The sequence below is a fragment of the Flavobacterium melibiosi genome (genome assembly GCF_048158545.1).
In the GTDB taxonomy this organism is placed as follows: Bacteria; Bacteroidota; Bacteroidia; order Flavobacteriales; family Flavobacteriaceae; genus Flavobacterium; species Flavobacterium melibiosi.
Genome location: NZ_JBLNKU010000009.1, coordinates 93,712 through 118,090, shown reverse-complemented (window position 1 = coordinate 118,090; position 24,379 = coordinate 93,712). Strand labels below are relative to the sequence as shown.

General features: G+C 34.8%; 28 protein-coding genes. 8 read left to right on the top strand and 20 right to left on the bottom strand.

The features are described from left to right. Positions 1–122: 122 nt before the first annotated feature. The 7 genes from ACM55F_RS12380 to ACM55F_RS12350 all read right to left on the bottom strand — a co-directional run bounded on the left by ACM55F_RS12380 (position 123) and on the right by ACM55F_RS12350 (position 4,933). Positions 123–731, bottom strand: a complete 609-nt coding sequence (locus tag ACM55F_RS12380; RefSeq protein ID WP_416854108.1) for a YkgJ family cysteine cluster protein — start codon at positions 729–731, stop codon at positions 123–125. Between the two features lie 138 nt (positions 732–869). Continuing rightward, the gene (locus tag ACM55F_RS12375; RefSeq protein WP_416854107.1) at positions 870–1,826 is read right to left on the bottom strand and encodes a DUF6695 family protein; all 957 of its coding nucleotides are present in this window, start codon (positions 1,824–1,826) and stop codon (positions 870–872) included. 17 nt (positions 1,827–1,843) lie between these two features. Beyond that, complete coding sequence (locus ACM55F_RS12370) at positions 1,844–2,452, bottom strand: sterol desaturase family protein (protein ID WP_416854106.1); 609 nt, start codon at positions 2,450–2,452, stop codon at positions 1,844–1,846. Positions 2,453–2,539: 87 nt separating this feature from the next. Next, entirely contained in the window at positions 2,540–2,977 is a 438-nt protein-coding gene (locus ACM55F_RS12365; protein WP_416854105.1) for a VOC family protein, read from the bottom strand. A 73-nt stretch (positions 2,978–3,050) separates the two neighbouring features. Further along, on the bottom strand, positions 3,051–3,461 hold the full coding sequence (locus ACM55F_RS12360; protein WP_416854103.1) for a hypothetical protein: 411 nt from the start codon (positions 3,459–3,461) through the stop codon (positions 3,051–3,053). Positions 3,462–3,611: 150 nt separating this feature from the next. Further along, positions 3,612–4,256 (bottom strand): dienelactone hydrolase family protein, encoded by a 645-nt coding sequence (locus ACM55F_RS12355; RefSeq protein ID WP_416854102.1) that lies wholly within the window; start codon positions 4,254–4,256, stop codon positions 3,612–3,614. A gap of 41 nt (positions 4,257–4,297) precedes the next feature. Further along, complete coding sequence (locus tag ACM55F_RS12350; protein ID WP_416854101.1) at positions 4,298–4,933, bottom strand: phosphoribosyltransferase; 636 nt, start codon at positions 4,931–4,933, stop codon at positions 4,298–4,300. Between the two features lie 285 nt (positions 4,934–5,218). Between ACM55F_RS12350 and ACM55F_RS12345 the strand changes: the two genes are divergently transcribed. From ACM55F_RS12345 to ACM55F_RS12315, 7 genes are all read left to right on the top strand, one after another. Next, positions 5,219–6,181, top strand: coding sequence for an ion channel (locus tag ACM55F_RS12345; RefSeq protein WP_416854100.1), 963 nt, complete (start codon positions 5,219–5,221; stop codon positions 6,179–6,181). A 74-nt stretch (positions 6,182–6,255) separates the two neighbouring features. Then, on the top strand, positions 6,256–7,152 hold the full coding sequence (locus ACM55F_RS12340) for a MerR family transcriptional regulator (RefSeq protein WP_416854099.1): 897 nt from the start codon (positions 6,256–6,258) through the stop codon (positions 7,150–7,152). A gap of 36 nt (positions 7,153–7,188) precedes the next feature. Next, a complete protein-coding gene (locus ACM55F_RS12335; protein ID WP_416854098.1) occupies positions 7,189–8,658 on the top strand; it encodes a phytoene desaturase family protein in 1,470 nt (489 codons plus the stop codon). 2 nt (positions 8,659–8,660) lie between these two features. Continuing rightward, entirely contained in the window at positions 8,661–9,500 is an 840-nt protein-coding gene (locus tag ACM55F_RS12330) for a phytoene/squalene synthase family protein (RefSeq protein WP_416854097.1), read from the top strand. A gap of 47 nt (positions 9,501–9,547) precedes the next feature. Then, complete coding sequence (locus ACM55F_RS12325) at positions 9,548–9,988, top strand: sterol desaturase family protein (protein ID WP_416854096.1); 441 nt, start codon at positions 9,548–9,550, stop codon at positions 9,986–9,988. A gap of 249 nt (positions 9,989–10,237) precedes the next feature. Beyond that, complete coding sequence (locus tag ACM55F_RS12320) at positions 10,238–10,699, top strand: SRPBCC family protein (protein WP_416854095.1); 462 nt, start codon at positions 10,238–10,240, stop codon at positions 10,697–10,699. Then, positions 10,699–11,994 carry a cryptochrome/photolyase family protein gene (locus ACM55F_RS12315; RefSeq protein ID WP_416854094.1) on the top strand — a complete coding sequence of 432 codons (1,296 nt, stop codon included), beginning with the start codon at positions 10,699–10,701 and terminating at the stop codon, positions 11,992–11,994. Before ACM55F_RS12320 ends, ACM55F_RS12315 begins: the two co-directional genes overlap by 1 nt. A gap of 77 nt (positions 11,995–12,071) precedes the next feature. On the opposite strand, the gene ACM55F_RS12310 is transcribed toward ACM55F_RS12315, so the two are convergent. From ACM55F_RS12310 to ACM55F_RS12270, 9 genes are all read right to left on the bottom strand, one after another. Then, positions 12,072–13,490, bottom strand: coding sequence for an SDR family oxidoreductase (locus tag ACM55F_RS12310; protein ID WP_416854093.1), 1,419 nt, complete (start codon positions 13,488–13,490; stop codon positions 12,072–12,074). Positions 13,491–13,643: 153 nt separating this feature from the next. Further along, positions 13,644–14,255 carry a GTP cyclohydrolase I FolE gene (gene folE, locus ACM55F_RS12305; RefSeq protein WP_416854092.1) on the bottom strand — a complete coding sequence of 204 codons (612 nt, stop codon included), beginning with the start codon at positions 14,253–14,255 and terminating at the stop codon, positions 13,644–13,646. A gap of 41 nt (positions 14,256–14,296) precedes the next feature. Then, positions 14,297–14,980, bottom strand: coding sequence for an SDR family NAD(P)-dependent oxidoreductase (locus ACM55F_RS12300; RefSeq protein ID WP_416854091.1), 684 nt, complete (start codon positions 14,978–14,980; stop codon positions 14,297–14,299). A gap of 50 nt (positions 14,981–15,030) precedes the next feature. After that, on the bottom strand, positions 15,031–15,315 hold the full coding sequence (locus ACM55F_RS12295; RefSeq protein ID WP_416854090.1) for a TIGR03643 family protein: 285 nt from the start codon (positions 15,313–15,315) through the stop codon (positions 15,031–15,033). A 50-nt stretch (positions 15,316–15,365) separates the two neighbouring features. Beyond that, complete coding sequence (locus ACM55F_RS12290; protein WP_416854089.1) at positions 15,366–16,850, bottom strand: cryptochrome/deoxyribodipyrimidine photo-lyase family protein; 1,485 nt, start codon at positions 16,848–16,850, stop codon at positions 15,366–15,368. Between the two features lie 7 nt (positions 16,851–16,857). Next, positions 16,858–18,162 carry a DASH family cryptochrome gene (locus ACM55F_RS12285; protein ID WP_416854088.1) on the bottom strand — a complete coding sequence of 435 codons (1,305 nt, stop codon included), beginning with the start codon at positions 18,160–18,162 and terminating at the stop codon, positions 16,858–16,860. Then, positions 18,138–18,272 (bottom strand): DUF2256 domain-containing protein, encoded by a 135-nt coding sequence (locus ACM55F_RS12280; protein WP_082014130.1) that lies wholly within the window; start codon positions 18,270–18,272, stop codon positions 18,138–18,140. The genes ACM55F_RS12285 and ACM55F_RS12280 overlap by 25 nt, the downstream gene beginning before the upstream one ends. Beyond that, a complete protein-coding gene (locus ACM55F_RS12275; protein WP_416854087.1) occupies positions 18,272–19,579 on the bottom strand; it encodes an ABC1 kinase family protein in 1,308 nt (435 codons plus the stop codon). The genes ACM55F_RS12280 and ACM55F_RS12275 overlap by 1 nt, the downstream gene beginning before the upstream one ends. Next, the gene (locus ACM55F_RS12270; RefSeq protein ID WP_416837478.1) at positions 19,579–20,238 is read right to left on the bottom strand and encodes a TetR family transcriptional regulator C-terminal domain-containing protein; all 660 of its coding nucleotides are present in this window, start codon (positions 20,236–20,238) and stop codon (positions 19,579–19,581) included. Before ACM55F_RS12270 ends, ACM55F_RS12275 begins: the two co-directional genes overlap by 1 nt. Positions 20,239–20,357: 119 nt before the next feature. On the opposite strand from ACM55F_RS12270, the gene ACM55F_RS12265 reads away from it, so the two are divergent. Then, positions 20,358–21,272 carry a TIGR01777 family oxidoreductase gene (locus ACM55F_RS12265; RefSeq protein WP_416854086.1) on the top strand — a complete coding sequence of 305 codons (915 nt, stop codon included), beginning with the start codon at positions 20,358–20,360 and terminating at the stop codon, positions 21,270–21,272. Positions 21,273–21,274: 2 nt separating this feature from the next. Here the strand turns inward: ACM55F_RS12265 and ACM55F_RS12260 are convergent, their stop codons facing one another. The 4 genes from ACM55F_RS12260 to ACM55F_RS12245 all read right to left on the bottom strand — a co-directional run bounded on the left by ACM55F_RS12260 (position 21,275) and on the right by ACM55F_RS12245 (position 24,295). Next, complete coding sequence (locus ACM55F_RS12260; protein WP_416854085.1) at positions 21,275–21,814, bottom strand: YceI family protein; 540 nt, start codon at positions 21,812–21,814, stop codon at positions 21,275–21,277. Between the two features lie 185 nt (positions 21,815–21,999). Then, on the bottom strand, positions 22,000–22,548 hold the full coding sequence (locus ACM55F_RS12255; protein ID WP_416854084.1) for an acyl-CoA thioesterase: 549 nt from the start codon (positions 22,546–22,548) through the stop codon (positions 22,000–22,002). A gap of 5 nt (positions 22,549–22,553) precedes the next feature. Continuing rightward, a complete protein-coding gene (locus ACM55F_RS12250; RefSeq protein WP_416854083.1) occupies positions 22,554–22,919 on the bottom strand; it encodes a 6-phosphogluconate dehydrogenase in 366 nt (121 codons plus the stop codon). A 5-nt stretch (positions 22,920–22,924) separates the two neighbouring features. Then, positions 22,925–24,295, bottom strand: a complete 1,371-nt coding sequence (locus ACM55F_RS12245; protein WP_416854082.1) for a DNA recombination protein RmuC — start codon at positions 24,293–24,295, stop codon at positions 22,925–22,927. Positions 24,296–24,379: the final 84 nt, after the last annotated feature.

Sequence of the window (24,379 nt, the reverse complement as noted above, 5' to 3'; positions counted from 1 at the left end):
CTTTAGCGAGACCGTTTCAGCTGCGTACCATTTGACAACACTTTTCTCAGTTAGTAATACTTTGTTAAAGTCCCAACCCTAGTTTCTTGAAATCAGTATGTGCATTAGTTGCCCTTTTTATTCTAGGCAATATTCTCCAATCCACCCGGAAACGGTCTATAGGCATAATAATGCAAGACTTCTTCAATGGCTATTTTTAAGGCTTCGTTTATGGGGAGTAAAGTAATGGCTAGCCTGTTGTCAATTTGAGAAAGTTGCATGTAATAATCCGAAAAAATGGGTACGTATAATCCTTTGCTAATGGCTTTTTCAGTGTCCTTGTAGTTTTGTTGTTGTTCTTCTTTGATTATTTTGCAAGTGGCCAATCGCAGTTTACCATATTTGTCCCTGCTGGCGGCATACCCAAAAAGCCTGCAAATCAATCCGCGATAGCGATAGTTGCTACAGCTTCCGTTGCTACGGTCCAAAATAGCTAGTGGTCGGTATAAATGACAGTTGCTATTGGATTTATTGTTTAATTCAACAAGCATTTCTTCGGCTTTACTGTTTAAAAACAGATGTAATGCCCACGGCAAAAACTCCAAGGGAGAAGCAACGATGTCTGGTGTAGAACAGCATTGGCCACAGCCAGTACGACAATGTAAATTAGTTTCTGATTGGAAAGCACTAATTTCATTTTCAAGACGGTCGAATAATTCTTCAACCAGCCGAACCTTATGTTCTATGGACATTGATTTTTGTGTAAGGTAGTCTATTAAAAAGGGGTAACTGTATAATTAAGTTTTTCTTATCTTTTATAATTGATTAAGGTTGTTTTTCAATTACAAAGCTATAAAACAGGAAGGAAGTATTTATCTTGTAAGTACGAATTAGTCTTCTCTTAAAAATTCAAATACTTCATCACCCTGAATGATTGTTACTTTGCTGCAATGAGACAAGTGTGAAAACGAATAAGGTTTTCTGATATTGAAGAATCCACTGCCGGCTAACCTAAATTTTCCGGTACATTCCGGAACACCTGCTGATGAATACCGGTTTATTAAGTATCCTTCGTCAATTGGTTTCAACCAAAACCAACCTCCGGCAACTTCGCCACCCAACCATTGACTGTCTTTGGGAATATTTTCAGGTCTAGTTGGTGCCGCTAGCGTGCCTTTTACATTTTCTTTGGTATATACTGTATTGGAGTGATGGTGTTGTCTTTTTGGATTATCAGCAGCAATTTCCGGTATAATGACTTTATCCGAAAGACAGTTGATATTGGTAATGGGCATGGGTTTGAGACGCCATAAATAGCGTAGTTTAAAACGGTATTTTAGCGCTGGGGCTCCAGCCAAAATTCCGTTTCTCACAAACCGACAACAATTGATTCCATTAATTACAAATGGACCAAAAGGAATCGCTTCTTTATTTTGCAGTTCTTTAATTTTGGATCTGGAAGATTCAATATTTACAGGGCAATAGGAAGCATATAACGGTCCCATACCAAAAGTAGTTTCGTTGTTTTGAATTTCATTCAAGAGCTCTTTAATATTTGCTATTTTATTATTGATAAAATTGGCCTTGGTATGAATTTCAAGATTTGCATCAGTAGTAATATCCCGAATCCGTCCATGCTGATACGGAGCATGGTATCTTCCACAATCAAAATACGAACAATTGCCCGAGGCAACGTCTACTAATAGCAATGAGGCATGACCTACTTTATATTGAAAATTCTTGTTATGACCCAACCAGCGCATTGGGGTGTCATACCAAGAACCGGGCTGTTTACCAATAAATTCAGGCCAGGCAATTGCGATTGCCATTCCGTTATGTTTAGCCATTTTAAAACGTTTTGGGGTTATTCAAGTTTTTTATCTTTCGGCATTGTTCCAAAAACAATGTCCCAAAGAGGAAATGTAAGACCAAAAGCTACCGTTTCATTTTTGTAATGGTGTAGTAAATGGTGTTTCCATAGATAACGAAAAAAGTTTTTGGGAGCTTTGGTTGTATGTATGAAATAGTGTAAAGACAGATAGTACGAATACCCCATTAAAAAACCAGGAAAAAATAGAAGAACATACTTGTCCATAATAAGCCAGAAAATAAATATAAATAAGCCGGCGAGGGGTATGGATACAGGAAGAGGCAAAACCAATCGTTGTTTGTCCCGGGGAGTAGTATGATGCATTCCATGAATCTTGAAGATCCATTTTTTAGGGTTTTTATATTCTGCCGAATGATAAATAAACCGGTGTATTAAATATTCAGCAAGTGTATAAACAAAGGTTCCCGAAAAAAATAAAGCTATATAGCCCAGTATGGATAGCTTTATTTTGATTATGCCAAAGAGGAGTATGCTCAGCGATATAAGTGCTAAAGTGGCGATTACAAACAAAGCATTGGTTTTTGTAAGACTTTCCAAAATTGGATTTTCAAAAAGTCGTATTGATTCCTTTGAGTTTTTCATAATATGTTTGTTTTTAATGCTTCCAACACTGTAAAATTGAAAATATTTAATGTTTTGATTTTGCCGAAAAGAGTTATGAAATAATTTTCATTCTCCTTGGTTTTTCTCAAAATTCACCATCCAATTCACGCCAAATTTATCAGTAAATGTCCCGAAATAGCCTCCCCAGAAAGCATCTTCCATTGGCATCCCTACTTTGCCGCCAGCTGAAAGTGCATTGAACAGTTTGTCAGCTTCTTCTTTACTTTCTGCACCGATGGAAAGCGAAAAATTATTCCCGTAAACGGTTTTAGCGCCAAACGATTCGAAGCTGTCACTTCCCATTATAGCAGTTTCTTTACTGATGGGTAAGGAAATGTGCATTATTTTTTCGGCATCCCCGGGAGGACAGGTTTTGCCCTCTTGCATGGGCATATCTTTAAATCTTCCAAAATAGGAGTATTCACCACCAAACACTGATTTGTAAAAATTAAACGCTTCTTCGCAATTTCCATTATAGGTGATATACGTATTTACTGTTGCCATAATACTGATGTTTAAATGTTAGATTGTTTGTTTTTTAATTGATTATATAGTTTAAAAGATGAATAAGTAGGTATTAAAAAGTAATTTTTACCGATAGCGCCGGTTGTGAGTTTAGAACTAATGAACCTTGCATGGGGCTGAAAACGGGCTGGTTAATTAAAGAAATAGTTGCCGCTTTTCGAGCATTATTTCCTGACATTATAAAAAAAGGAATGCTTCCCAAACCAGAAACTACACCTCCCAACATAATAAAACCATAGGCGTCTGTTGTTGCATTAGAACTACTATACCAGCTATCGCTAAAACCAATTACGCCTACTACAGTCATAATAGTTCCGCCTGAAAGTAAAATCCAACCTGTGGTTTTTTGGTTTTTACTTTTCTTCAAGTAATATTCTTTAGAAAATTCATTATCTGGTATTGTCTGACTAAATGCATTTACTGTAAAAAGTAAAAGTATTAGAAAAGTAATTGTCTTTTTCATGATAGTACCTTTTTTGTAATATGCCGTTTTCGGTTTAGCTGTTTTTGTATGTAAGTAAATAAAAAAATATATTTAGGATAATTTTAAAATCAAAAGAACAATGATAAATGACTGTAATTATTGGAAAGTATAGGTCAAGTTTTTACATGCTTACTCGTTTTCTTTTGTCAAATGTCTTTTGTACCAGACAATCGCTAAATCAGCGACTTCCTGTAATTTTCCTGGCTCTTCGAATAAATGGGTTGCTCCCGGAATTATTTTCATTTCTTTTATGGATCCTAATTCATCATAAGCCATTTTGTTCATTCCAATAACCGGAACATCTTCACCACCCACAATGAGTAATGTGGGAGCGGTTACTAAAGGTAATTCCGTAATAGCTAAATCTGGGCGTCCGCCGCGTGATACTACCGCCTTTATTCTATTTCCAAAATGAGCTGCTGCCCGCAATGCTGATGCTGCTCCGGTACTTGCTCCAAAGTAGCCTATGGGTACGTTTTTTGCGCCTTTATATCCCATTAGCCATAGTGTAGTCTCTATTAGTCGGTTGGTTAGTAAATCGATATTAAACCGGTTTTCGTAAATACGATCTTCTTCTTCGGTAAGTAAGTCAAAGAGGAACGTGCCTATTTTTTGTTGCTGAATGAGTTCTGCTACCATTCTGTTTCGGGAACTGAACCTGCTGCTGCCACTCCCGTGTGAAAAAACAATAATCCCAATTGCGTTCTCAGGAATTACTAAATCCCCTTTCAATGTGACAGATGATAAGGGGATTTCCAAATCTAATTTCTCCATGATTGATTTTTTAAAATAAAACAATACGTAGATTTGTAATGCTATTCAATAGGGCTTGTAACACTCAACAATTTAATCACTTCATCATCTTCCACTTGATCAAAGTCTTCATAAAATCCGCCTACTCCTCTAAAAGATTTAGAGGCAATCAGGTAGATAAACTCATCTGCATTTTTCTCAAATACTGCTAAGGTCTCACGAGGTAAAACCGGTACTGCAACAATGATTTTTGCAGGGTTTCTTTTTCGCAACATACTGATGCTGACCAGTAAGGTATTTCCGGTTGCGATACCATCGTCTACCAAAATGACGTTTTTACCTTTTATATCAATAGGTTCGCGATTGCCCATGTAGAGTCCGTATTTCCCCCGCAGTAATTTTCGAAGTCTGACGATTGCTTCTTCTATATATTCATTGGAAACACCAGGATGCTCATCAATAATCGTCGAATCTATTGATACGGCACCTATGGCAAATTCCCTGTTGTAAGGATGTCCAATCTTTTTAGAGAGCACAATATCTAACGGAAGATGTAAACTTTTGGCAATAATATTTGCTACAGGTACTCCGCCTCTGGGGACAGCAAGAACAACTGTATTGCTATTTTGATATTTTTTTAATTTTTCTGCAAGGAGTAAACCTGCTTCAATTCTATCTTTTAGCATCTCGTTATACATAACATTCAGTTTTATATAAAAAAGTAAAATTCAACATAAAGGTACTGATTTTCAGTAACTTTGATTTATTTTAATCAATTATTTTTTCACTGAATTTTCATATTAAGTTTGGAAATATTTCTTGCCATAACTATAAAATAACGTATTTAAAAAAAAATTATAGACGAAAGAGTTAAGCTATGAAAATACTTTTGTTCGAATTAAAGAGACACATTTATAAGCAAATGTGTTCTGTTTTATAAAAATATTTTTAGCTATTTTTACCTTATAACTAATTGAAATGAAATGGCCTCTTTAAAAAATATCAATATAAAAGCTAAAGCAGATAAAAATACTGGCTTTGGGACGAATGCCAATAGTTATGGAGGTCGTTTTGTAAATAAAAATGGAACTGCAAATGTAGAGAAGAAAGGCATGCATATTTTGCATCGCATCAGTTGGTATCATACGATGATTGATATGCCACGGTGGAAATTCATGTTGGTTCTACTGTTATTTTATGTTGGAATTAATTTTTTGTTTGCCTTTATCTATTATGCTATAGGAATTGAGAATTTGAATGGTATTGATACCTCCGGGTCAGATTGGGTACAATTTGGACAGGCATATTTCTTTAGTGCGCAAACTTTTACTACAGTAGGATATGGACATATTAGTCCTTCAGGTTTTATGGCAAGTCTTGTTTCGGCTGCCGAAGCGTTAATTGGGTTGTTGAGTTTTGCTATTGCTACGGGTTTATTCTTCGGGAGATTTAGTAAACCAACAGCATTTTTGAAGTTTTCTCATAATGCCCTGATTGCACCTTACGGCGAAATTACCGGCTTAATGATTAGAACCACCCCTTTTAAAAATACGAATTTTACTGATGCTGAAGCCAAAATGACTCTTGGAATGAGTGTTGAGGAAAATGGTATAATGACTAATAATTTCTACTCTTTGGAATTAGAATTGGATAAAATAAATGCATTAACCTTAAGCTGGACTTTGGTTCACCCAATAACTGAAAACAGCCCACTTTATAATTTTACGTCAGCCGATTTTGAGAATACTCATGGTGAAATTCTTGTTTTCATCAAAACCTTTGATGATATGTTCAGTAATACGGTTGCAATCAGAACTTCCTATACCTTTAATGAAGTAGTCTATGGAGCAAAGTTTGAACCGATGTACGCCCGAAGTACTGATAATTCTAAAACAATCCTGAATTTAGATAAATTGGATGCATTTGACAATGTTACTTTAGAATAAAACAATAGTTTTCAGATTATTTCAAATTAATAGGGAAAAATATTTTACATTTGTTTATTAAATTAACGTAAACAATGAACAATATAAAAAGCGTTTTCAGTATAAAAGATCTTGAAAATCTTTCTGGAATAAAAGCGCATACCATACGAATCTGGGAGAAAAGATACGATATACTGCAACCCATGCGTACTGATACTAACATTCGGTTGTATGATTTGGCTAGCTTGCAAAAGCTTTTAAATATTACTTTGTTGCATGATTATGGGTATAAAATATCAAAAATTGCCACTTATCCCCAAGAAAAAATACCGTCTCTGGTAAGAGAAATTATTTCTACAAAAAATGCTAAAAATCATGCTATCAGTGCTTTTAAAATGGCAATGATGAACTTTGACCAGGAATTATTTTTCAATACCTACAATTGGTTAATCGCTGATAAATCATTTAAAGAAGTTTTTCACGAAGTCTTCATCCCTTTGATGAATGAATTGGGATTATTATGGCAGTCAGATACCATTACGCCGGCGCACGAACACTTTATCAGTTATTTGGTCAAACAAAAATTACTGGTTAATACTGAAAAATTGCAGGTTTTAAAACAGACTAAATTCGATAAAGTTTTTGTTCTTTCCCTTCCAATGAATGAAATACATGAGTTGGGATTGATGTATTTGAATTATGAAATTCTTTTGAATGGATATAAAACGATTTACTTGGGAGAGAGTATGCCAATTGAAAATTTGAAAGATTTAAAGAAACATTTTAATTCGATTGTTTTCGTATCCTACCTGACCGTTCAGCCTGATAGAGATTCCATAAATGAATATGTAGCCAAAATGACCGCTGAATTGGTAGACGATAACACCGAGTTATGGTTCGCTGGTAGATTGGTTGAATTTATTAATAAAGAAGAACTTTCTGATAAAATATCAATTTTCGACTCCATTTCAGAATTAATAGACCGAATTTAATTTTTTGTTTAATATTTTTGTATATTTGTTAAACAAATGAAGAAAAAAATTACAATTATAGGTTCGGGATTTTCAGCTTTAGCGGCATCCTGTTATTTGGCAAAAAGTGGCCATGAAGTTGCTATTTTTGAAAAAAATGCAACTATTGGCGGAAGAGCGAGACAATTAAAAAGAGAAGGGTTTACATTTGATATGGGGCCAAGTTGGTATTGGATGCCCGATGTATTTGAACGTTTTTTTGCTGATTTTGACAAAAAAACAACTGATTACTATGAGCTCATAAAATTATCTCCGGCATACCGAGTGTATTATGGTGTAGATGATTTTATAGCAATTGCAGATAATTTAGCGGATATTATATTTGCTTTTGAAGCTATTGAAAAAGGAAGCGGCAAAATACTAAATGAATTTATGGCCGAAGCCAAAAGCAATTATGATATTGCCATCAAAGATTTAGTATATCGTCCCGGAGTTTCACCATTGGAATTGGTAACTAAGGAAACTGCTTTAAAAGTGGGACAGTTTTTTACTAACATCAGTAAAGAGGTACGCAAGAAATTTAAGAACGAGCGTTTAATTCAGATATTGGAATTTCCAGTTTTGTTTCTTGGAGCAAAACCATCTGATACGCCATCGTTTTATAGTTTTATGAATTATGCTGATTTTGGTCTTGGAACTTGGCATCCTAAAACTGGAATGTTTGATGTAGTTCGTGCGATGGAAAGTTTAGCAAGAGAATTAGGAGTTACGTTTCACACGAGTTCAAATATTGAGAAAATAATCGTTGAGAATAAAACGGCAAAAGCTTTAGTTGTAAACGGAGAAACAATTGCGTCCGATTTGATTTTGAGCGGAGCTGATTATCATCATACGGAAACATTGTTGGATAAGGAACATCGAGCGTATTCCGAGAAATATTGGGACAGTCGTGTTTTTGCACCCTCGTCATTATTGTTTTATGTAGGGTTTGATAAAAAAATAGAAAATATTTCACATCATGCCTTGTTTTTTGATGTTGATTTTTATCAGCATGCGAAAGATATTTATGATGAACCACAGTGGCCAAAGGAACCTTTGTTTTATGCAAACTTTCCTTCGTTAACTGATACAACGGCTGCGCCAGAAGGAATGGAAAGTGGATTTTTTCTCGTTCCGTTAGCGCCTGGAATCACAGATACAGAGGAATTAAGAGAAGAATATTTCAATAAATTAATGGATCGTTTTGAAGCCTTAACGCAACAAAGCGTGAAAAAGAATATTATATTTAAGCAGTCGTTCTGTAAAAATGATTTTGTCTCAGAATACAATTCGTATAAAGGAAATGCTTACGGAATGGCGAATACTTTATTGCAAACCGCTTTTTTAAGACCGAAATTAAAAAGTAAAAAAGTAAAGAATCTATATTTCACGGGACAATTAACCGTTCCCGGACCGGGTGTTCCGCCCGCATTGATCTCAGGAAAACTAGTGTCGGAATTAATAAATAAGCAATTTTTAGAACAATAGCCATGAAGCAATTATTTGATGATGTCTCTTTCAAATGCAGTAAGCTGGTTACTAAAAACTACAGTACTTCATTTTCATTGGCGGTATACATGCTTTCGCCAATCATTAGGGATGCGATATACAGCATTTATGGGTTTGTTCGTTTTGCCGATGAAATTGTCGATTCATTTCATGGTTTCGATAAGGAAGAATTGATTAATGATTTCGAAAAAGAATATTACAAATCGTATAATTCTGGGATAAGTCTGAACCCAATTTTGAATTCCTTTCAGCATACGGTTAAGAAATACAACATTACTGACGACTTGATTCAATCTTTTTTGAAAAGTATGAAACTGGATTTAGTAAAATCAGATTACAATAGCAAAGCCGAATATGATGAATACATTTATGGTTCTGCAGATGTGGTTGGACTAATGTGTCTTAAAGTTTTTGTAGCCGGAAAAGACCATAAATATGAACAGTTGAAAGACGAAGCCATGCGATTGGGGTCTGCTTTCCAAAAAGTTAATTTTTTGAGAGATTTGAAGGACGATAATCTGGTTTTGAACCGAAATTATTTTCCGGGAGTCGATTTGAATTCATTCGATGAAAATGCCAAAAAAATGATTATAAAGGAAATTCAGGAAGATTTTAACGTCGCATATCAAGGAATTCTAAAACTGCCCATCGAAGCTAAATTTGGAGTTTACACGGCATTTGTATATTATAAAAAACTCTTGAAAAAACTTGAAAACACGCCTTGTCATGAAATTGGGAATGCCAGAATTCGCGTTTCAAATTATACGAAAGCGGGTCTATTGGCGCAATCTTTTGTAACGTACAAGTTGAGATTAGTATAAAGCAGTGCTTACTTTTAAAACCTATATTTTAAATAAATAACAAAATAATGATTTCCTTTTTAATCTTTTTAGGTGTTTTTCTTTTCATGGAATGTGTGACCTGGCTTACGCATAAGTACATTATGCACGGTTTGATGTGGTATTTTCATGCCGATCATCACCAACCTAAATACGCGAATGTTTTCGAACGAAATGACATTTTCTTTGTGATTTTTGCGATTCCCAGCATCGTTCTTTTTTACTTTGGCGTAGAAGGAGGGGTGAACTATTTATTTTTCATTGGACTCGGAATCACATTTTACGGATTCTGTTATTTCATGATTCACGATGTCTTGATTCATCAACGTTTCAAGTGGTTCAAAAACACCAATAACAAGTATTTAATAGGCTTGCGAAAAGCCCACAAAGTACATCACAAACATTTGGGTAAGGAACATGGTGAGTGTTTCGGAATGTTATTCGTGCCTTTTAAATACTATAAAATCTAGCAATTCCATTTGGGCGTGACCCGATGAAAAATCGGGTCGGGCTGTACGTTCCCGCTTTTTTATAGCTAGCAAAAAAAGCCAGCTATAAAAAGAGCTCCACTGCCATCCCTCACGCGCAATATCATTAAGTTAAGAGATTTTTGAATGAAGATTAACGATTTTTGATCGCAGATTTCTGAAAATCCTTAATAGCACGCTCGAAAATCTTAAATCAAGAATCGTTAATCAAAAATCTTAAATATTTTTTAGATGAAACTCTATAAAAAAGAAACCGTTCAGCATGTAAATGCAAGTTTAGAAGAATGTTGGGCTTTTTTTTCCAGTCCAAGTAATCTTCAAAAAATCACACCGGAAACAATGGGTTTCGAAATCACAGATTTTGATAATAAATCAATGTATGCCGGTCAAATAATACAATACAAAGTGTCGCCGCTTTTGGGTTTGAAATTGCCTTGGGTTACCGAAATCACATTCGTAAAAGAGAATAGTTATTTTATCGACGAACAACGTTTTGGACCTTACGCGCTGTGGCATCACAAACACTTTTTCGAAGCTACTGAAAACGGAGTAAAAATGACCGATTTAGTTCATTATGCGTTGCCTTTGGGTTTCATCGGCCGAATTATGAATACACTTGTCGTAAAAAATAAATTGAAAACCATCTTTGATCACAGACGTGTTATGGTAGATCAACTATTTAATTCTAAATAATGGTGAAACAAGAAGTATCATTTTTTTGGTTCAGACGCGATTTACGTTTAGAAGATAATGTTGGATTATTCCATGCTTTGAAATCTAAATATCCTGTTATTCCATTGTTTATTTTTGATGATTCCATTTTAGACAGTTTACCAAAAAACGATGCCAGAGTAGGTTTCATTCACGAATCACTTTCTAAAATAAATACTCAATTACAGGAAATAGGAAGTTCTCTTTTGGTTAAAAAAGGAAAAACTATAGAAGTTTGGCAATTACTTTTAGAAGAATTCGATGTCGCAGCAGTTTTCTTCAACAAAGATTATGAACCGTACGCCATACAACGTGACACCATTATTTGTGAAATGTTGGAAGCCAACAATACTATTTCTTATTCTTTTAAAGACCAAGTTATTTTCGAAGAAAAAGAAATCACAAAAGCCGATGGATTGCCGTACACGGTTTATACTCCTTTTAAAAATAAATGGTTAGAAAAATACAAATCAATGGCTCCGGTTATAGAATATGATGCCACGGATATGTTTTCTAACTTCCATAAAAACAATTTTACTTTTCCATCTTTGGAACAAATAGGTTTCGAAGAAAGTCCAATAAAAGTAAAGCCGCATAATTTAAAATTCATTTCAAATTATCAAGATATAAGAGACTTTCCAGCCTTGGACAAAACCTCTTATCTTTCGCCACATTTGCGTTTTGGAACCGTAAGCGTTCGGAAATTAGTCAATTGGGCATTTCACAAAAATGATGTTTTTTTGAGTGAATTGATTTGGAGAGAATTCTTCATGCAAATTTTATTCAGTTTCCCCAAAGTCGTTACACAAAACTTCAAATCAGCGTATGATGGGATTCAGTGGCGCAATAATGAAGAAGATTTCAAACGTTGGTGTTCGGGAACTACTGGATATCCTATGGTTGATGCCGGAATGCGCCAGCTCAATGAAACAGGATATATGCACAACAGAGTCCGAATGGTGGTAGCGAGTTTTCTCTGCAAGCATTTATTGATTCAATGGCAATGGGGAGAAGCTTATTTTGCTGAAAAATTACTGGATTACGAATTGTCCGCCAATGTTGGAAACTGGCAATGGGCTGCAGGAACCGGTTGTGATGCAGCTCCTTATTTCCGTGTTTTTAATCCAGAAATCCAACAAAAAAAATTCGACGAAAAAGGAATCTACATCCGAAAATGGATCGAAGAATTCGATTTAGGATATGGAAAACCAATGGTTGAGCACGCTATGGCTAGGGATAGAGCGATTGCTACGTACAAAGCCGGAATTTTGAAGTAAAAGGATTTAAACATATAAGTCATATAAGTTTTTAGGTTATGTCTTAAAAACTTATATGACTTATATGTTTAAAAAAATTACTGAATCAATTTCTTCAACATTCCTTCGAAAATAAATCCATGAAATGGCAAAACGGAATACCAGTATAATTTTCCCCAAATTCCTCTTGGTCTAAAAGTCGCCGCTTGATACAAAGTATTTCCGATAATTTTAAATTCTAACCAAGCTTCACCTGGTAATTTCATTTCGGCAAATAAGATTAATTTTCCCTCTTCTTTATTGGCATACAAGACGCGCCAAAAATCTAAAGCATCCCCAGAATGAATATCATGTCGATTTGTTCGCCCTCTTCTGGAACCTACGCCACCGTATAATTTGTCAATAAAACCGCGTAAATCCCACAACCAATCACCATAATACCAACCCGTATCTCCACCGATCGACCAAATTCTACTGATGGTAAAATCTCGGTCTATGATTTCCATTTTACGTCGGTCGATGTAGCAATCCTTTTTTGGAACCTTTAAATATTCCGACATATTACTGCTAAAACGTCCGCTGACCAACGAATCTTTCCAGCTTGAAGCTACTTTATCCTCGTCTACTTTTATCAAAGCACGGGAAAGCGCTTGTTTGTAGAACATAGGCGTAACATTCAGTAGCGTATTGATTCTGTTATCACTGCAAACGACTTCGACTTTCATGCTGCTGACCAGTGCTGATGCGAGCCTATACGATGTTGAGGTTACAAAATACAACCAATACGAGGATAATTTTGGCGTCATTATGGGAACGGTAAATATCCATCGCTTTAGTTTTTTGGCTTCCGCAAAACCCAAAAGCATTTCTTTGTACGTTAAAATATCCGGCCCGCCAATGTCAAAACTCTGGTTGTACGTAACGGGGTTTAATAATGATTTGGATAAAAAATCGAGTACATCCGGAATTGCAATCGGCTGGCATTTGGTATTCAGCCACTTTGGGGTAATCATTATGGGAAGTTTATTCACTAAATCCCGTATGATTTCAAACGATGCGCTTCCAGAACCTACAATAATTCCGGCTCTTAAAGTTGTCGTGGCAAAAGTTCCAATATTTAAAATTTCTTCTACTTTTTTTCTCGATGATAAATGTTTCGATAGCGATTTGTCATTGATGATTCCGCTTAAATAAATAACTTGTTTTGCTTCGGTTTCATTCAAGCGCTGTACAAAATTAAGTGCCGATAAACTTTCTAATTCATCAAAATTAGCAGCGGTTCCCGACATGGAATGAATCAGATAATAAGCGGCATCAATAGCATCTGGAATGGCTGTCAAAGTTTCTTGTCTGAGAAAATCGACTTCAATTACCGTAACATTTTTTTGAAATTCGATAGGACAATAAAACCGGTTTTTATCTCTCACACAACAGATTATATCATGTCCTTGCTCTACCAATAGTGGTAAAAGTCGTTTCCCGATATAACCTGTTGCGCCTGTTAAGAGAATTTTCATGGTTTGTATTTTTTTTGCCGCTAAGGCGCAAAGGCACTAAGTTTTATTGTTTTGATTGATCAAGTTTTTCTTTGCGTCTTTGCATCTTTGTGGCCACTTTTAATCCGTTTTCTTAGTTGTGAAAATCGTTGTGTAACTATTCTTTATCTAAAATTAACTCAATTTATTAGAAACTAAACTGATAAATTCTTTTCTGGTTTTGTCTTTTTCGAAAGCTCCTGTAAAAGAAGAAGTCGTGGTAACCGAATTTTGTTTTTGAATCCCTCGCATTTGCATGCACATGTGTTGCGCTTCAATCACAACCGCTACACCAAGTGGATTCAAAGCGTCCTGAATACAATTTTTAATCTGGTCCGTCAATCGTTCCTGCACTTGCATTCTTCTGGCAAAAGCATCCACGACTCTTGGGATTTTACTTAAACCTACAATTTTACCATTTGGAATATAAGCGACATGTGCTTTTCCAAAAAACGGTAACATGTGGTGTTCACACATGGAATATACTTCGATGTCTTTTACCACAATCATTTGTTTATGGTCTTCAGTAAACATCGCTGATTTTAGTATCTCTAATGGATCTAATCCGTAGCCATGAGTTAAATATTGCATCGCTTTGGCCACACGCTCCGGTGTTTTTTCAAGACCTTCTCTGTTAACGTCTTCCCCTAAATTTTCAATTATTACTCTGTAATTATCAGCTAACGATTCTGTTATTTCAGTGTCGTATTGTTCAATTTTCTCGTAACTTTTCATTTCTTTTATCATGGTATTCTGTCTTTCAATTTTAATTATGGCTAATTATTTTTTTAGATTTTAAAAGTCACTATTCCGTAATCCATCTCGAATACTTGACCAGAAATTGATTTTGCATTTTCCGAAATTAGGAAGCCAGTCATACTAGCTACTTCTTCGGGTTTCAAATAGCCTTTCATCGGGTGGCGTTCCACCATATTTTCTTTCATTCGATCATTTCTCAAAATACCTGCTGCAAGTGACGTTTCGGTAATCGTGGGAGCAATGGCATTGATGCGTACTACCGATGCCAATTCTGCTCCCAGCGATTTCACTAATCCTTCAATTCCTGCTTTTGCAGTAGCAATACTAGCATGAAACGGCATTCCTAATTTTGCGGCTACGGTGCTAAACAAAACAATCGATGGATTAGTTCCCTTTTTTAAAACAGGTAAATATTTCTGAATGGCTTTTACTGCGCCAATGACATTAATTTCAAAATCATTTCTAAAATCATCGATACTAAGACTTCCTATTGGTTTCAAATTGATGGAACCCGGACAGTAAATCAAGGTGTCTATAGTTTCTATTTCTGGAAGCGAATCCTGCAATACATCTGCAGAAAAGTGTTTCAGGTTGGGATGTGTGATATCTGGCGAGTTTCGGCTAATGTTGTAGACAAAGTTTGTTTCTAATTGTTGCAACAAAATAGCATTGCCAATACCTTTACTACCACCAATGATTACTATGTTTTTCATTTTTTATATGTTGTTGTTTTAACAGATTACTGTTTACTGAAAACTAATTTTTAACGCTTAGAAATCTTATTGTTGTTAATTTGTCTTTGCATCGTACATTTAAAACGACCTTCCCGAAAATTCCTTAATTTTTCATGTTTTGTTTTACGTCCTTGCACTCTTTCACGCCACATTCTAAAACTTGAAGGCTTCATTTCTATTCGCATCAAGTCAATTACTTCTTGTTCTTTTAGTCCAAATTGCATTAAAATCGCATCAAAAGTGGTTCGGTCTTCCCAAGCCATTTCTATGATTCGGTCTTTGTCTACATCAGTAAGTTCTTTTTTTACAGTCACGATATTTTTTAATTGAAATTGCTATTGTTTTTTAAATTGGTATTGAAGCATTATTCACTGTCGCCAATATCAGCCATAGTGTGTAACTTTAATATGCGGAAACTTTCCTCTTTTACCAATGGATTCTTTTTCATTTTCCATAAAAAATCACTGGCAAATTTCCTCGTTCGTTCCATATTTACAATTGGTTTCGGATAATTGATGCCTACTTCAAAATCATTAAACTTCTGGTCTAAATAGGTCATTTTATAGGGTTCATGTACAAATCCTCGTGGTAAATTGCGCAATTCCGGCACCCATTTTTTTATAAATTCACCATCAGGATCATGTTCGTAACTGTTCTTTATTGGATTATAGATACGCAACATATTGATTCCGGTTTCACCAGCCTGCATTTGCAACTGCGGAAAATGAATTCCGGGTTCAAAATCCAGAAACATTTGTGATAAATGTTGCGTCGCTTCCTGCCAAGGCTGCCATAGATTATGCGTAAAAAATGACACTAACATCGCCCGCATTCGAAAGTTCAAATAACCGGTTTCATTCAAGCAACGCATGGAAGCATCGATTAATGGAAATCCCGTTTTTCCTGTTTTCCAAGCTTCAATATAATTTTCATTGACTTTCTTTTTCAACGAATGAAATCCTTTATTGACACTTTCAAACTCCATGATCTCTTCCATTTCAAATTTTTGAATGAAATGTGCCTGCCAAGTCAGTCTGGATATAAATGAATCAATTTGCTTTTTATGGGTACATGTCAATCTGAACGTGGCCGCTTTTTGCAAGACTTGTCTGGATGATAAGTTTCCCCAAGCAATGTATGGTGATAATCTGCTGCAACTTCTTCGAGCCAATAAAGGTTTCGAAATATGGGAACTATAATTATGATAGCGCTCGTCAAAGAAGTTTTGCAAATACTTTCCAGCCATTGTACTGCCGCCTTTTTGAAAAACAGTGTCTGGAATAGTTTCTAAATTTGTCTTTTCCAATGCTTTTTCGAGTTCGGTTATTGCTACCGTATCGAGGAAATTTTCTGCTTTTGAATCAAAAATAAATTGAGGTTCATTCATGTATTTTTCCCATTTTGAAACCCAATCCGTTCTGTTTTTTAACGCTCTGAAAATACCGTTATTGGTGTTTTCAACCCAATGAATTTGATTGTTTTTGCAAAATCGTTTGAAGCTTTTGTCTCTTTCGTACGTGATTTTTAATCCTGTTTCCTGATGCGAAAAAACCGTATCTATTTTATATATTTCTTGTATGGTGTTGAGTACTTGCAGCACCTCTGAGGACACCGCTAAAACATGTGTGTTCGATTGTTTAAGCTGTTTGTTGATATCTACAAGCGATTGTTTGATGAAATTCCAGTGTCTCGGACTGTAATGCGAATCGTTTTCTAAAGATTTTTCGAATACATAAAGTAACAAAGTGGGTGTATCTGTTTTTGTGGCATTAAAAATCGCTTCGTTATCCTGTAAACGAAGGTCCCTTTTTAACCAAACCACATTGATATGTTTCTTGTTTGTATTCATTTAATTTTTAAAATAATTGTTGTTGCAGCCATAATTTCTGGAATTTTGATTGCCCGTCATAATTGGCAGCTTGTAATTTAATATTGAATTTTCGATCTCTTGGGTCGTTGCCAACTCCTGAAACATACATCCAATTCCCGTAATTGCTGTGAACATCGTAATCAATAAGCATCGCTTCAAAATACGCGGCTCCTATGCGCCAGTCTAGAAGAAGATTCTTTGCAAAATAAGACGCTACATTTTGTCTCCCGCGATTGCTCATCCAGCCAGTTTGTTGCAATTCAATCATGTTGGCATTTACAAAAGACTCTTCAGTAGTGCCGTTGATCCAATTGTTTATGGCAGATAGACTGTTTTTCCAATCGTATTTTTTATCTAAAATTCCTCCAATTTTGAAAATCAAATTCCCGTTTTTCATCGAAACGTATTTAAAATAATCTCTCCAAATCAGTTCAAAAATCAACCAATACGTCGAATCATTTTTCTCGACTTGTTGCTCATATTTAACAATCTCCCAATAAATAGTTTTCGCCGAAATAGAGCCATTGGCCAACCAAGGAGAAAATTTCGAACTAAAATCAGTTCCAATCAATCCGTTGCGGGTCAATTTATAAACGCTTAGTTTTTTGGTTTCCCAAAAATAATTTTTCAATAGTTTCAGTGCTTCATTTTCACCACCTCGAAAAGGAAATGCTGTTCTGGAATCCATTTCAAAATCAGTAAATCCCAATGTTTCCATTGTAGGAATTACAGTTTCGTTCGTGATCCGATTTTCTTTTGGTAGCGGTTTAACTGTAAATTCAGGTCTGACGGTTATTGATTTTTCACACTGATTTCTGAATTGTGTAAAAACATTTGGAATCGATGGAATATCAAACGGAATAGTTGCAGGATGAAATAAGAACTGATTGTAAGTCGCTTTGAACGATACTGAATCCGGAACTTTAGCTTTTATATTCTCCAAAACTTCCATTTCCTCACTCGTCCATTCTTCTTGGAAGTAAACAGAATTGATTCCATTTTGAGCAATAATTTCCGGAATACAATCTTCTGGGTTTTGGTGATACACCAAAAGCGGAATATTTAATTTTTCCAGATTTTGTTTCAATGCTGTTACCGATTCAATCAGGAATTTAGCTCGGAATTTTTCTGTTTTCTTAAAACCAAATCTTGTGTTTTCAAAATGTCTTGGATCAAAACAATACACCGCAATTACAGTATCATTTTCAACAATAGCATTTGTCAAAGATTCATTATCATGGACTCTAAGATCATTTCTAAACCAAACTAACCCTTTTTGTTTCTTTTGCATTTTTCGCTACAATATTTGACTTCGTCCCAAACCTTTTCCCATTTTTTCCGCCAGCTAAAAGGTCGATTGCAAACCAAACACATTTTTGAAGGCAGATTTTCCTTTTTCACTAGTTGTATTTTTGATATTCATGGACAACAATTGTTGCTTTTAAATCAAACATCAAATTGTATAATCCAAAAAAGGTTCTGTTCATATAAATGAAATGTTTGGAACCTCTATTCCCGTTCATTTTTCTAAGATTAGTGTCTTTTGAAAATCGTTCGCCCAACTGTGCGATGCTTTCAAAAAATGCTGCGTCCGAGAAATCAAAATTTTCGGTTTGAAAAGGTTTAGTGAACAGCGATAGTAAATCGTAAAACATTTGAGTGAAATATTCCACTTCCTCTTTGGAGTCATCCACTCTAAGGATTTCTAATTCGAATAATTTTTGACTAAAAAGCTTCTTGTTATCAATCACTTCTTTGTTTATTAATTCGAAATAAGGAATATAGAAGTCATTTGGGATTTGTTTCATACAACCAAAATCCAGTGCCACTAATTGGTTTTTATCGTTCACCAAGAAATTACCCGGATGCGGATCAGCATGTACTTTCCTTAAAATATGAATCTGATACATATAGAAATCCCACAAGGCCTGACCAATTTTGTCCGCGATTTCTTGATTGTCATTTTTATTGGTAAATTCCGAAAGATGAATTCCTGTCATCCAATCCATCGTGATAATCTTCTCGGATGAAAATTTTGGATAGTAATTTGGGAAAACTAAATTTTCAATCTTTTTGCAGGCTTCAACCACTTCTTGGCTTTGTTTTAATTCCAATAAATAATTGGTTTCCTCAATCAATTTATCTTCGACTTCCTTGAAATACTTATCAGAATCTTTCCCTTGAAGGTTGAACATTCGAATCGCTATTGGTTTCACCAAAGCCAAATCAGATGAAATACTATTGGCAACGCCAGGATATTGAATTTTTACCGCCAGTTTTTTGCCGTTTTTTACTGCAACATGAACTTGCCCGATACTTGCAGCATTAACGGAATTCGCATTGAACTCGTCAAAAATTTCATACGGTGTTTTTCCAAAATTCGTCTTGAACGTTTTCAGTACTAATGGAGCCGAAAGTGGCGGAACAGAAAACTGTGAAAGTGAAAATTTTTCCACATAAGCCTGCGGCAAAAAGCTTTTGTCCATACTTAGCATTTGCGCTACTTTGAGCGCGCTTCCTTTCAAGCTTTTCAGTCCGTCGTAGATGTCTTCTGCGTTATCTTCGTTGAGTTTGTCGCGAGTCAAATCAGAATTGACCATTTTTTCTCCATAATATTTGAGATAATTTACACCAACTTTTGCTCCAGTTTGCACCAGTTTGGTTGCTCTTTCAATTTTTGACGTAGGGATATAGTCTATGGTTTTCATTATTTGTTGTGTATTTTTTCTTTGAAAATAAATTTCCCAAAGTCTATTAAGCTATCTAGCGGAGTGATGTTCATCAATTCAAATGTGGCTTTTATTGACTTCTCAATATATAAGTCTGTTTTCTCAAAAGCAGGAGAGGAGTCCTCCAACCAAAATTTCAAAGTCAATAAAAGTTGTATCCAAGAAGTTTCTTGAATTGCTTTTTCCTGAAAGTTTTGAAATTTTTCCTGCTTGATTCGGTATTCATCTGAAATGATTCCTGCGACATAGTTTTTGAAACTGCTTCTCAAACTGGATAACAGCATTAAATTTTTCAATTCATTGTGGTGCTGTTTCAAACTCATGGTCACATAACTTCTGTTCGCAGCTAATAATTCAAAGAAAGTAAAGTAAAAACTCAGCATTTTACTTTTCATATCATAGGTTTCATAGTCTTGATCCTTTTGAAGTAATTCGACCGTTTTTTCTAGAAACATTTTGAAGATTTCTTTCTCTACACTTTCCATGGTTCCAAAAAAGTTGTAAAATTCAGCTTCTGAAAAGTTATTCAGTTTAGTGAAATTATAAACGGATTTCGGTTTGTCATTATTTTCCAATGTATAATTCATATACATAGAAACTATTTTCTCTCTTGTTATTGTTGATTTTTTAGTAGCCATTTTTGATGTATTTCAAATTAGAGTATAAAGGTAATGAATGTTTAACTAAAATCTAATAATGTTAAACAAAAATTAATGTTAATGTTTATATGGCTCAAAATGACTAGATTTGTTTTGTTATGAAAAAAAATATATTAATAAGCGGAGGTTCAGGATTTATCGGTAAACACTTAACTGATTTATTAATTGAGAAAGGATTCTCAGTTTCTATATTGAGTCGAAGTGATAAAAAAAACACAACCGATATTTCTTATTTTAAATGGGACGTTTCCAATCAAACAATTGATGAAGCGGCAGTACTAAATGCGGATTACATAATCCATTTAGCGGGTGAAAATATCGCTGAAAAAAGATGGACTGCTAAACGCAAATTAGCTATTATTGACAGTAGAGAAAAGTCAACGCAATTGATTTATTCTGTTTTGAAGAAAAACAATAAAAAATTGGATGCCTTTATTTCAGCTTCGGCAGTTGGGATTTATGGCGCTGTGAATGGAGAAGAAATCTGTACTGAAGAAATACCTTTGGCTCATGACTTTCTGGGTGCTACGTGTCAAAAATGGGAAAATGCAATAGATTTTATTGAAAACCTGCATATTCGTACGGTAAAAATCCGAACTGGATTAGTATTAGGAAAAAATGATGGTTTTTTAAAGAAACTGATTCCTATATTTAAATATCGATTGGGTTCAGTATTAGGATCAGGAAAGCAATACATGCCGTGGATACATGTCGATGATTTGTGTAATGTATATCTTGAGGCTGTTGTAAATGATGAAATGAATGGACCTTATAATGCAGCCATTAATGATAATACAAACAATGCAATTTTTTCTAAAACATTGGCGCGAGTTTTCGGTTACTCGATTTGGTTGCCCAATGTTCCCGAATTTGTGTTAAAATTTGTAATGGGTGAAATGTCTAAAATTGTATTAACTGGAAGAAGAGTATCATCAGAAAAACTGGAAAAATTAGGATTCCAATTTAAATACAAAAACTTGGAGGAGGTTCTTAGGAATTGTTTAACTAAATAGCTTTATTGTAAAACACAATAAAGCTGAGTATTCACATTTTTAGATACTTTACTGCGCACAATAAAAGGAATTTCGATTTTGAAATCATCAGTATTTAAAGGGAAATTAGTACTTAATTCGATTCCTTGAGTTCCTTTTTTGATTATACCGGTAACAATGATTTTTTTTGATTTTCCACGCATGGTTATTTTTCCTGTAATTTGATATTCAGTTGCATTTGAGCCAATATTTTTCAAATCAAATTTCTCAATTCTGCCTTTGAAAATGGCTTTAGGAAATCGATGACTCTGCATGTAATTTTTATTAAAATGTTCCTCCATTAAACTTCTTTCAAATTGAAAATTTTTGATGATAGCTAAACAAGTTATTTCCCCTGTTTTGGTAAGCAAAACACAGGATGCTTTTTTATTTATTGCTTTTACTTCTTCAAAGAAAGGAACTGAAGCCTCAAAATTAATGATTCCTTTATCTGTCGTCATTTTTTCTTGTGCAACAGCAGTAGTAGCTATAAAAATCAGGAAAAGGAGCGTAATTTTTTTCATCGCTTTTTATGAATTAAACTACTTAAAGTTACGAAATTTTAGGGAAATAAGTTTACGATTAATGATAAATAATTGCATTAATATAAGCTTATTTAGCAGTTTGTGTAAATCAGAAGGTGCAATTAACTTTTGGGTTTTTATATCTTAAAATCTTGATTTTAGTTAAAAAAATCATTTTGGATGGATTAGTGTAACTCTAATTGTACATTGTACTTTTTAAGGCTTGCCAGCGATTCAGGAGAACTATAATCAAACTCTTCTTCATGTAGGTCTTTTTCCTTTTTTAAGGCTATTTGTTTGATGCAATTGCAAAAACGGCGTACTTCATTAAGGTTGGATAAGATTAAACCGGGAACCAGCACACTTTTGCCTTCCTTGTCTTTGGCAACCATTGTAAAATAAGAAGAATTACAATGTTTTATTTTTCCTGTTTGAATATTCTCGGCTTCTACACGAATGCCTATAATCATAGAACTGTTACCCACATAATTCACACAGGCTTTCATCGTAACCAGTTCACCAACTTCGATTGGTTTAAGGAAATTTACCGTGTCCACTGATGCTGTCACACAATAATTTCCTGAAAATTTTGAAGCACAAGCAAATGCAATTTGATCTAAAAGAGACAAAATATAACCACCATGAATCTTTCCGCTAAAATTGGTGTGCGACGGAAGCATCAATTCTGAAATACTGATATTTGACGAAGCAACAGTTTTAAAAGTAGTGTTCATAAAAATTATTTTTGATTAAAAGGGGAAGTTTCTTTTTGAACGGATGTAACAAAATATCTTGTTTCTCCCCACCAAGCAAATGTTCGGTATCTTTCGACATAAGTTAATTTTACATAATTTCCTTGAAGCCCTTTCAAATCTTCAATCACTTTTTTGTCATTGTCCAAAACAGAAAAACTAAAAATCTGAGCTCCGGAAATTCCCTGACTCAATTCGCCTTCCCATGTTTTTATCGCCATTCCTTTATGACTCAATTTTATGAGTTCACCAGAGCGAATGCCTTCACTATAAGGAACGTAATAGAGAAATACAAAATAACAAATCAAGACCAGTGTGCCGATTCCTAAAATAATTCCTAAAATTCGTTTCATTTTATTTAGTTTAATAATTGATTTTCGTCTTTTTCTGCTCTGTTCAATATGCTTTCCGGAAGTGCTTTTTTCGCTTTGGCTCCCATTTTTTTCAATTTTTCCACACTGACAATCAGGTTTCCTTTTCCTTCTACGAGTTTGTTCATGGCCCCACTGTATTCTATTTTACTTTCGTCTATTTTCTTTCCAATTTTGATTAAATCAGCTACAAAACCTTCGAATTTGTCATACAAAGCACCAGCCTGACGCGCAATTTCCAAAGCGTTTTCCTGTTGCTTTTGGTTGGTCCACATGCTGTCAATAGTTCGCAAAGTAGCTAATAAAGTGGCTGGCGTAACTATGACAATGTTTTTCTCGAATGCTTTGTTGTATAAAGTTGTATCCTCATTAAGCGCCATAGCAAAAGCAGGCTCGATAGGAATAAATAACAATACAAAATCAGGGCTTTCAATTTGATATAAATCCTGATAGTTTTTATTGCCCAATTGCTCTACGTGGCGTTTGATGGAGTTAACGTGTTCTTTTAAAAATCCAACTTTTACATCGTCATCTTCCTCATTGATGTATTTTTCATAAGCGGTCAAAGAAACTTTAGAATCGACAATCATCTTTTTGCCGTCAGGCAGATTTATCACAACGTCAGGGAAAACGCGATTTCCATCTTCGGTAGTGAACGCTTGTTGGACTTCATATTCACGGCCTTTCTCTAATCCTGATTTTTCAAGAACGCGTTCCAAAACCAATTCACCCCAATTTCCTTGCATTTTACTGTCGCCTTTCAAGGCTTTCGTCAGGTTGAGTGTTTCCTTGCTCATTTGGATATTCATTTCCCGTAAGCCTAGAATCTGTTGGCGTAAAGCCGCATGATAATCAATGCTTTCTTTGTGGGTGTCTTCGACTTTCTTTTCGAACAAATGAATTTTATCCTGCAAAGGTGTCAAGATATTCTTCATGTTTTCCTTGTTCTGTTCTGTAAATTTAGTGGACTTTTCTTCTAATATTTTGTTAGCGAGATTCTCAAATTCCTTGGTGAATTTTTCTTGCAGTTTCTCGACTTCTTCTTTTTGCTCTTTGTTGCGTTCCCAAAGATTCTCAAAATCAACTTCTTTCTTAGAAAGCTGAATGGCTAAACTGTCTTTTTCGCTTCGAATGCTTTCTTTCTCAGCATTGGCGTTTTCTAATTGCTTTTCAAAAGTTGTTTTGTCAACAATAATCTGCTCTTTTAGTTGATTGAATTGGGAGGAAAATGCAATTAATTTTTCTTCTAAACTAATTTTTTCCGATTGGAATCGGGCAGAGAAAATAAGTTTGCCAATGAAAATACCAATAGCGAAAGCAACGATGAAAATCAATAAAAACGGAAGCATATTTGACATAGAATTTCTTTTTGTAAGTTTGTAAAAATAAACAAAAGTTTCCTCGTTTCCTTTCGGAAATCAAAATACTATCTCAAGTTTTTA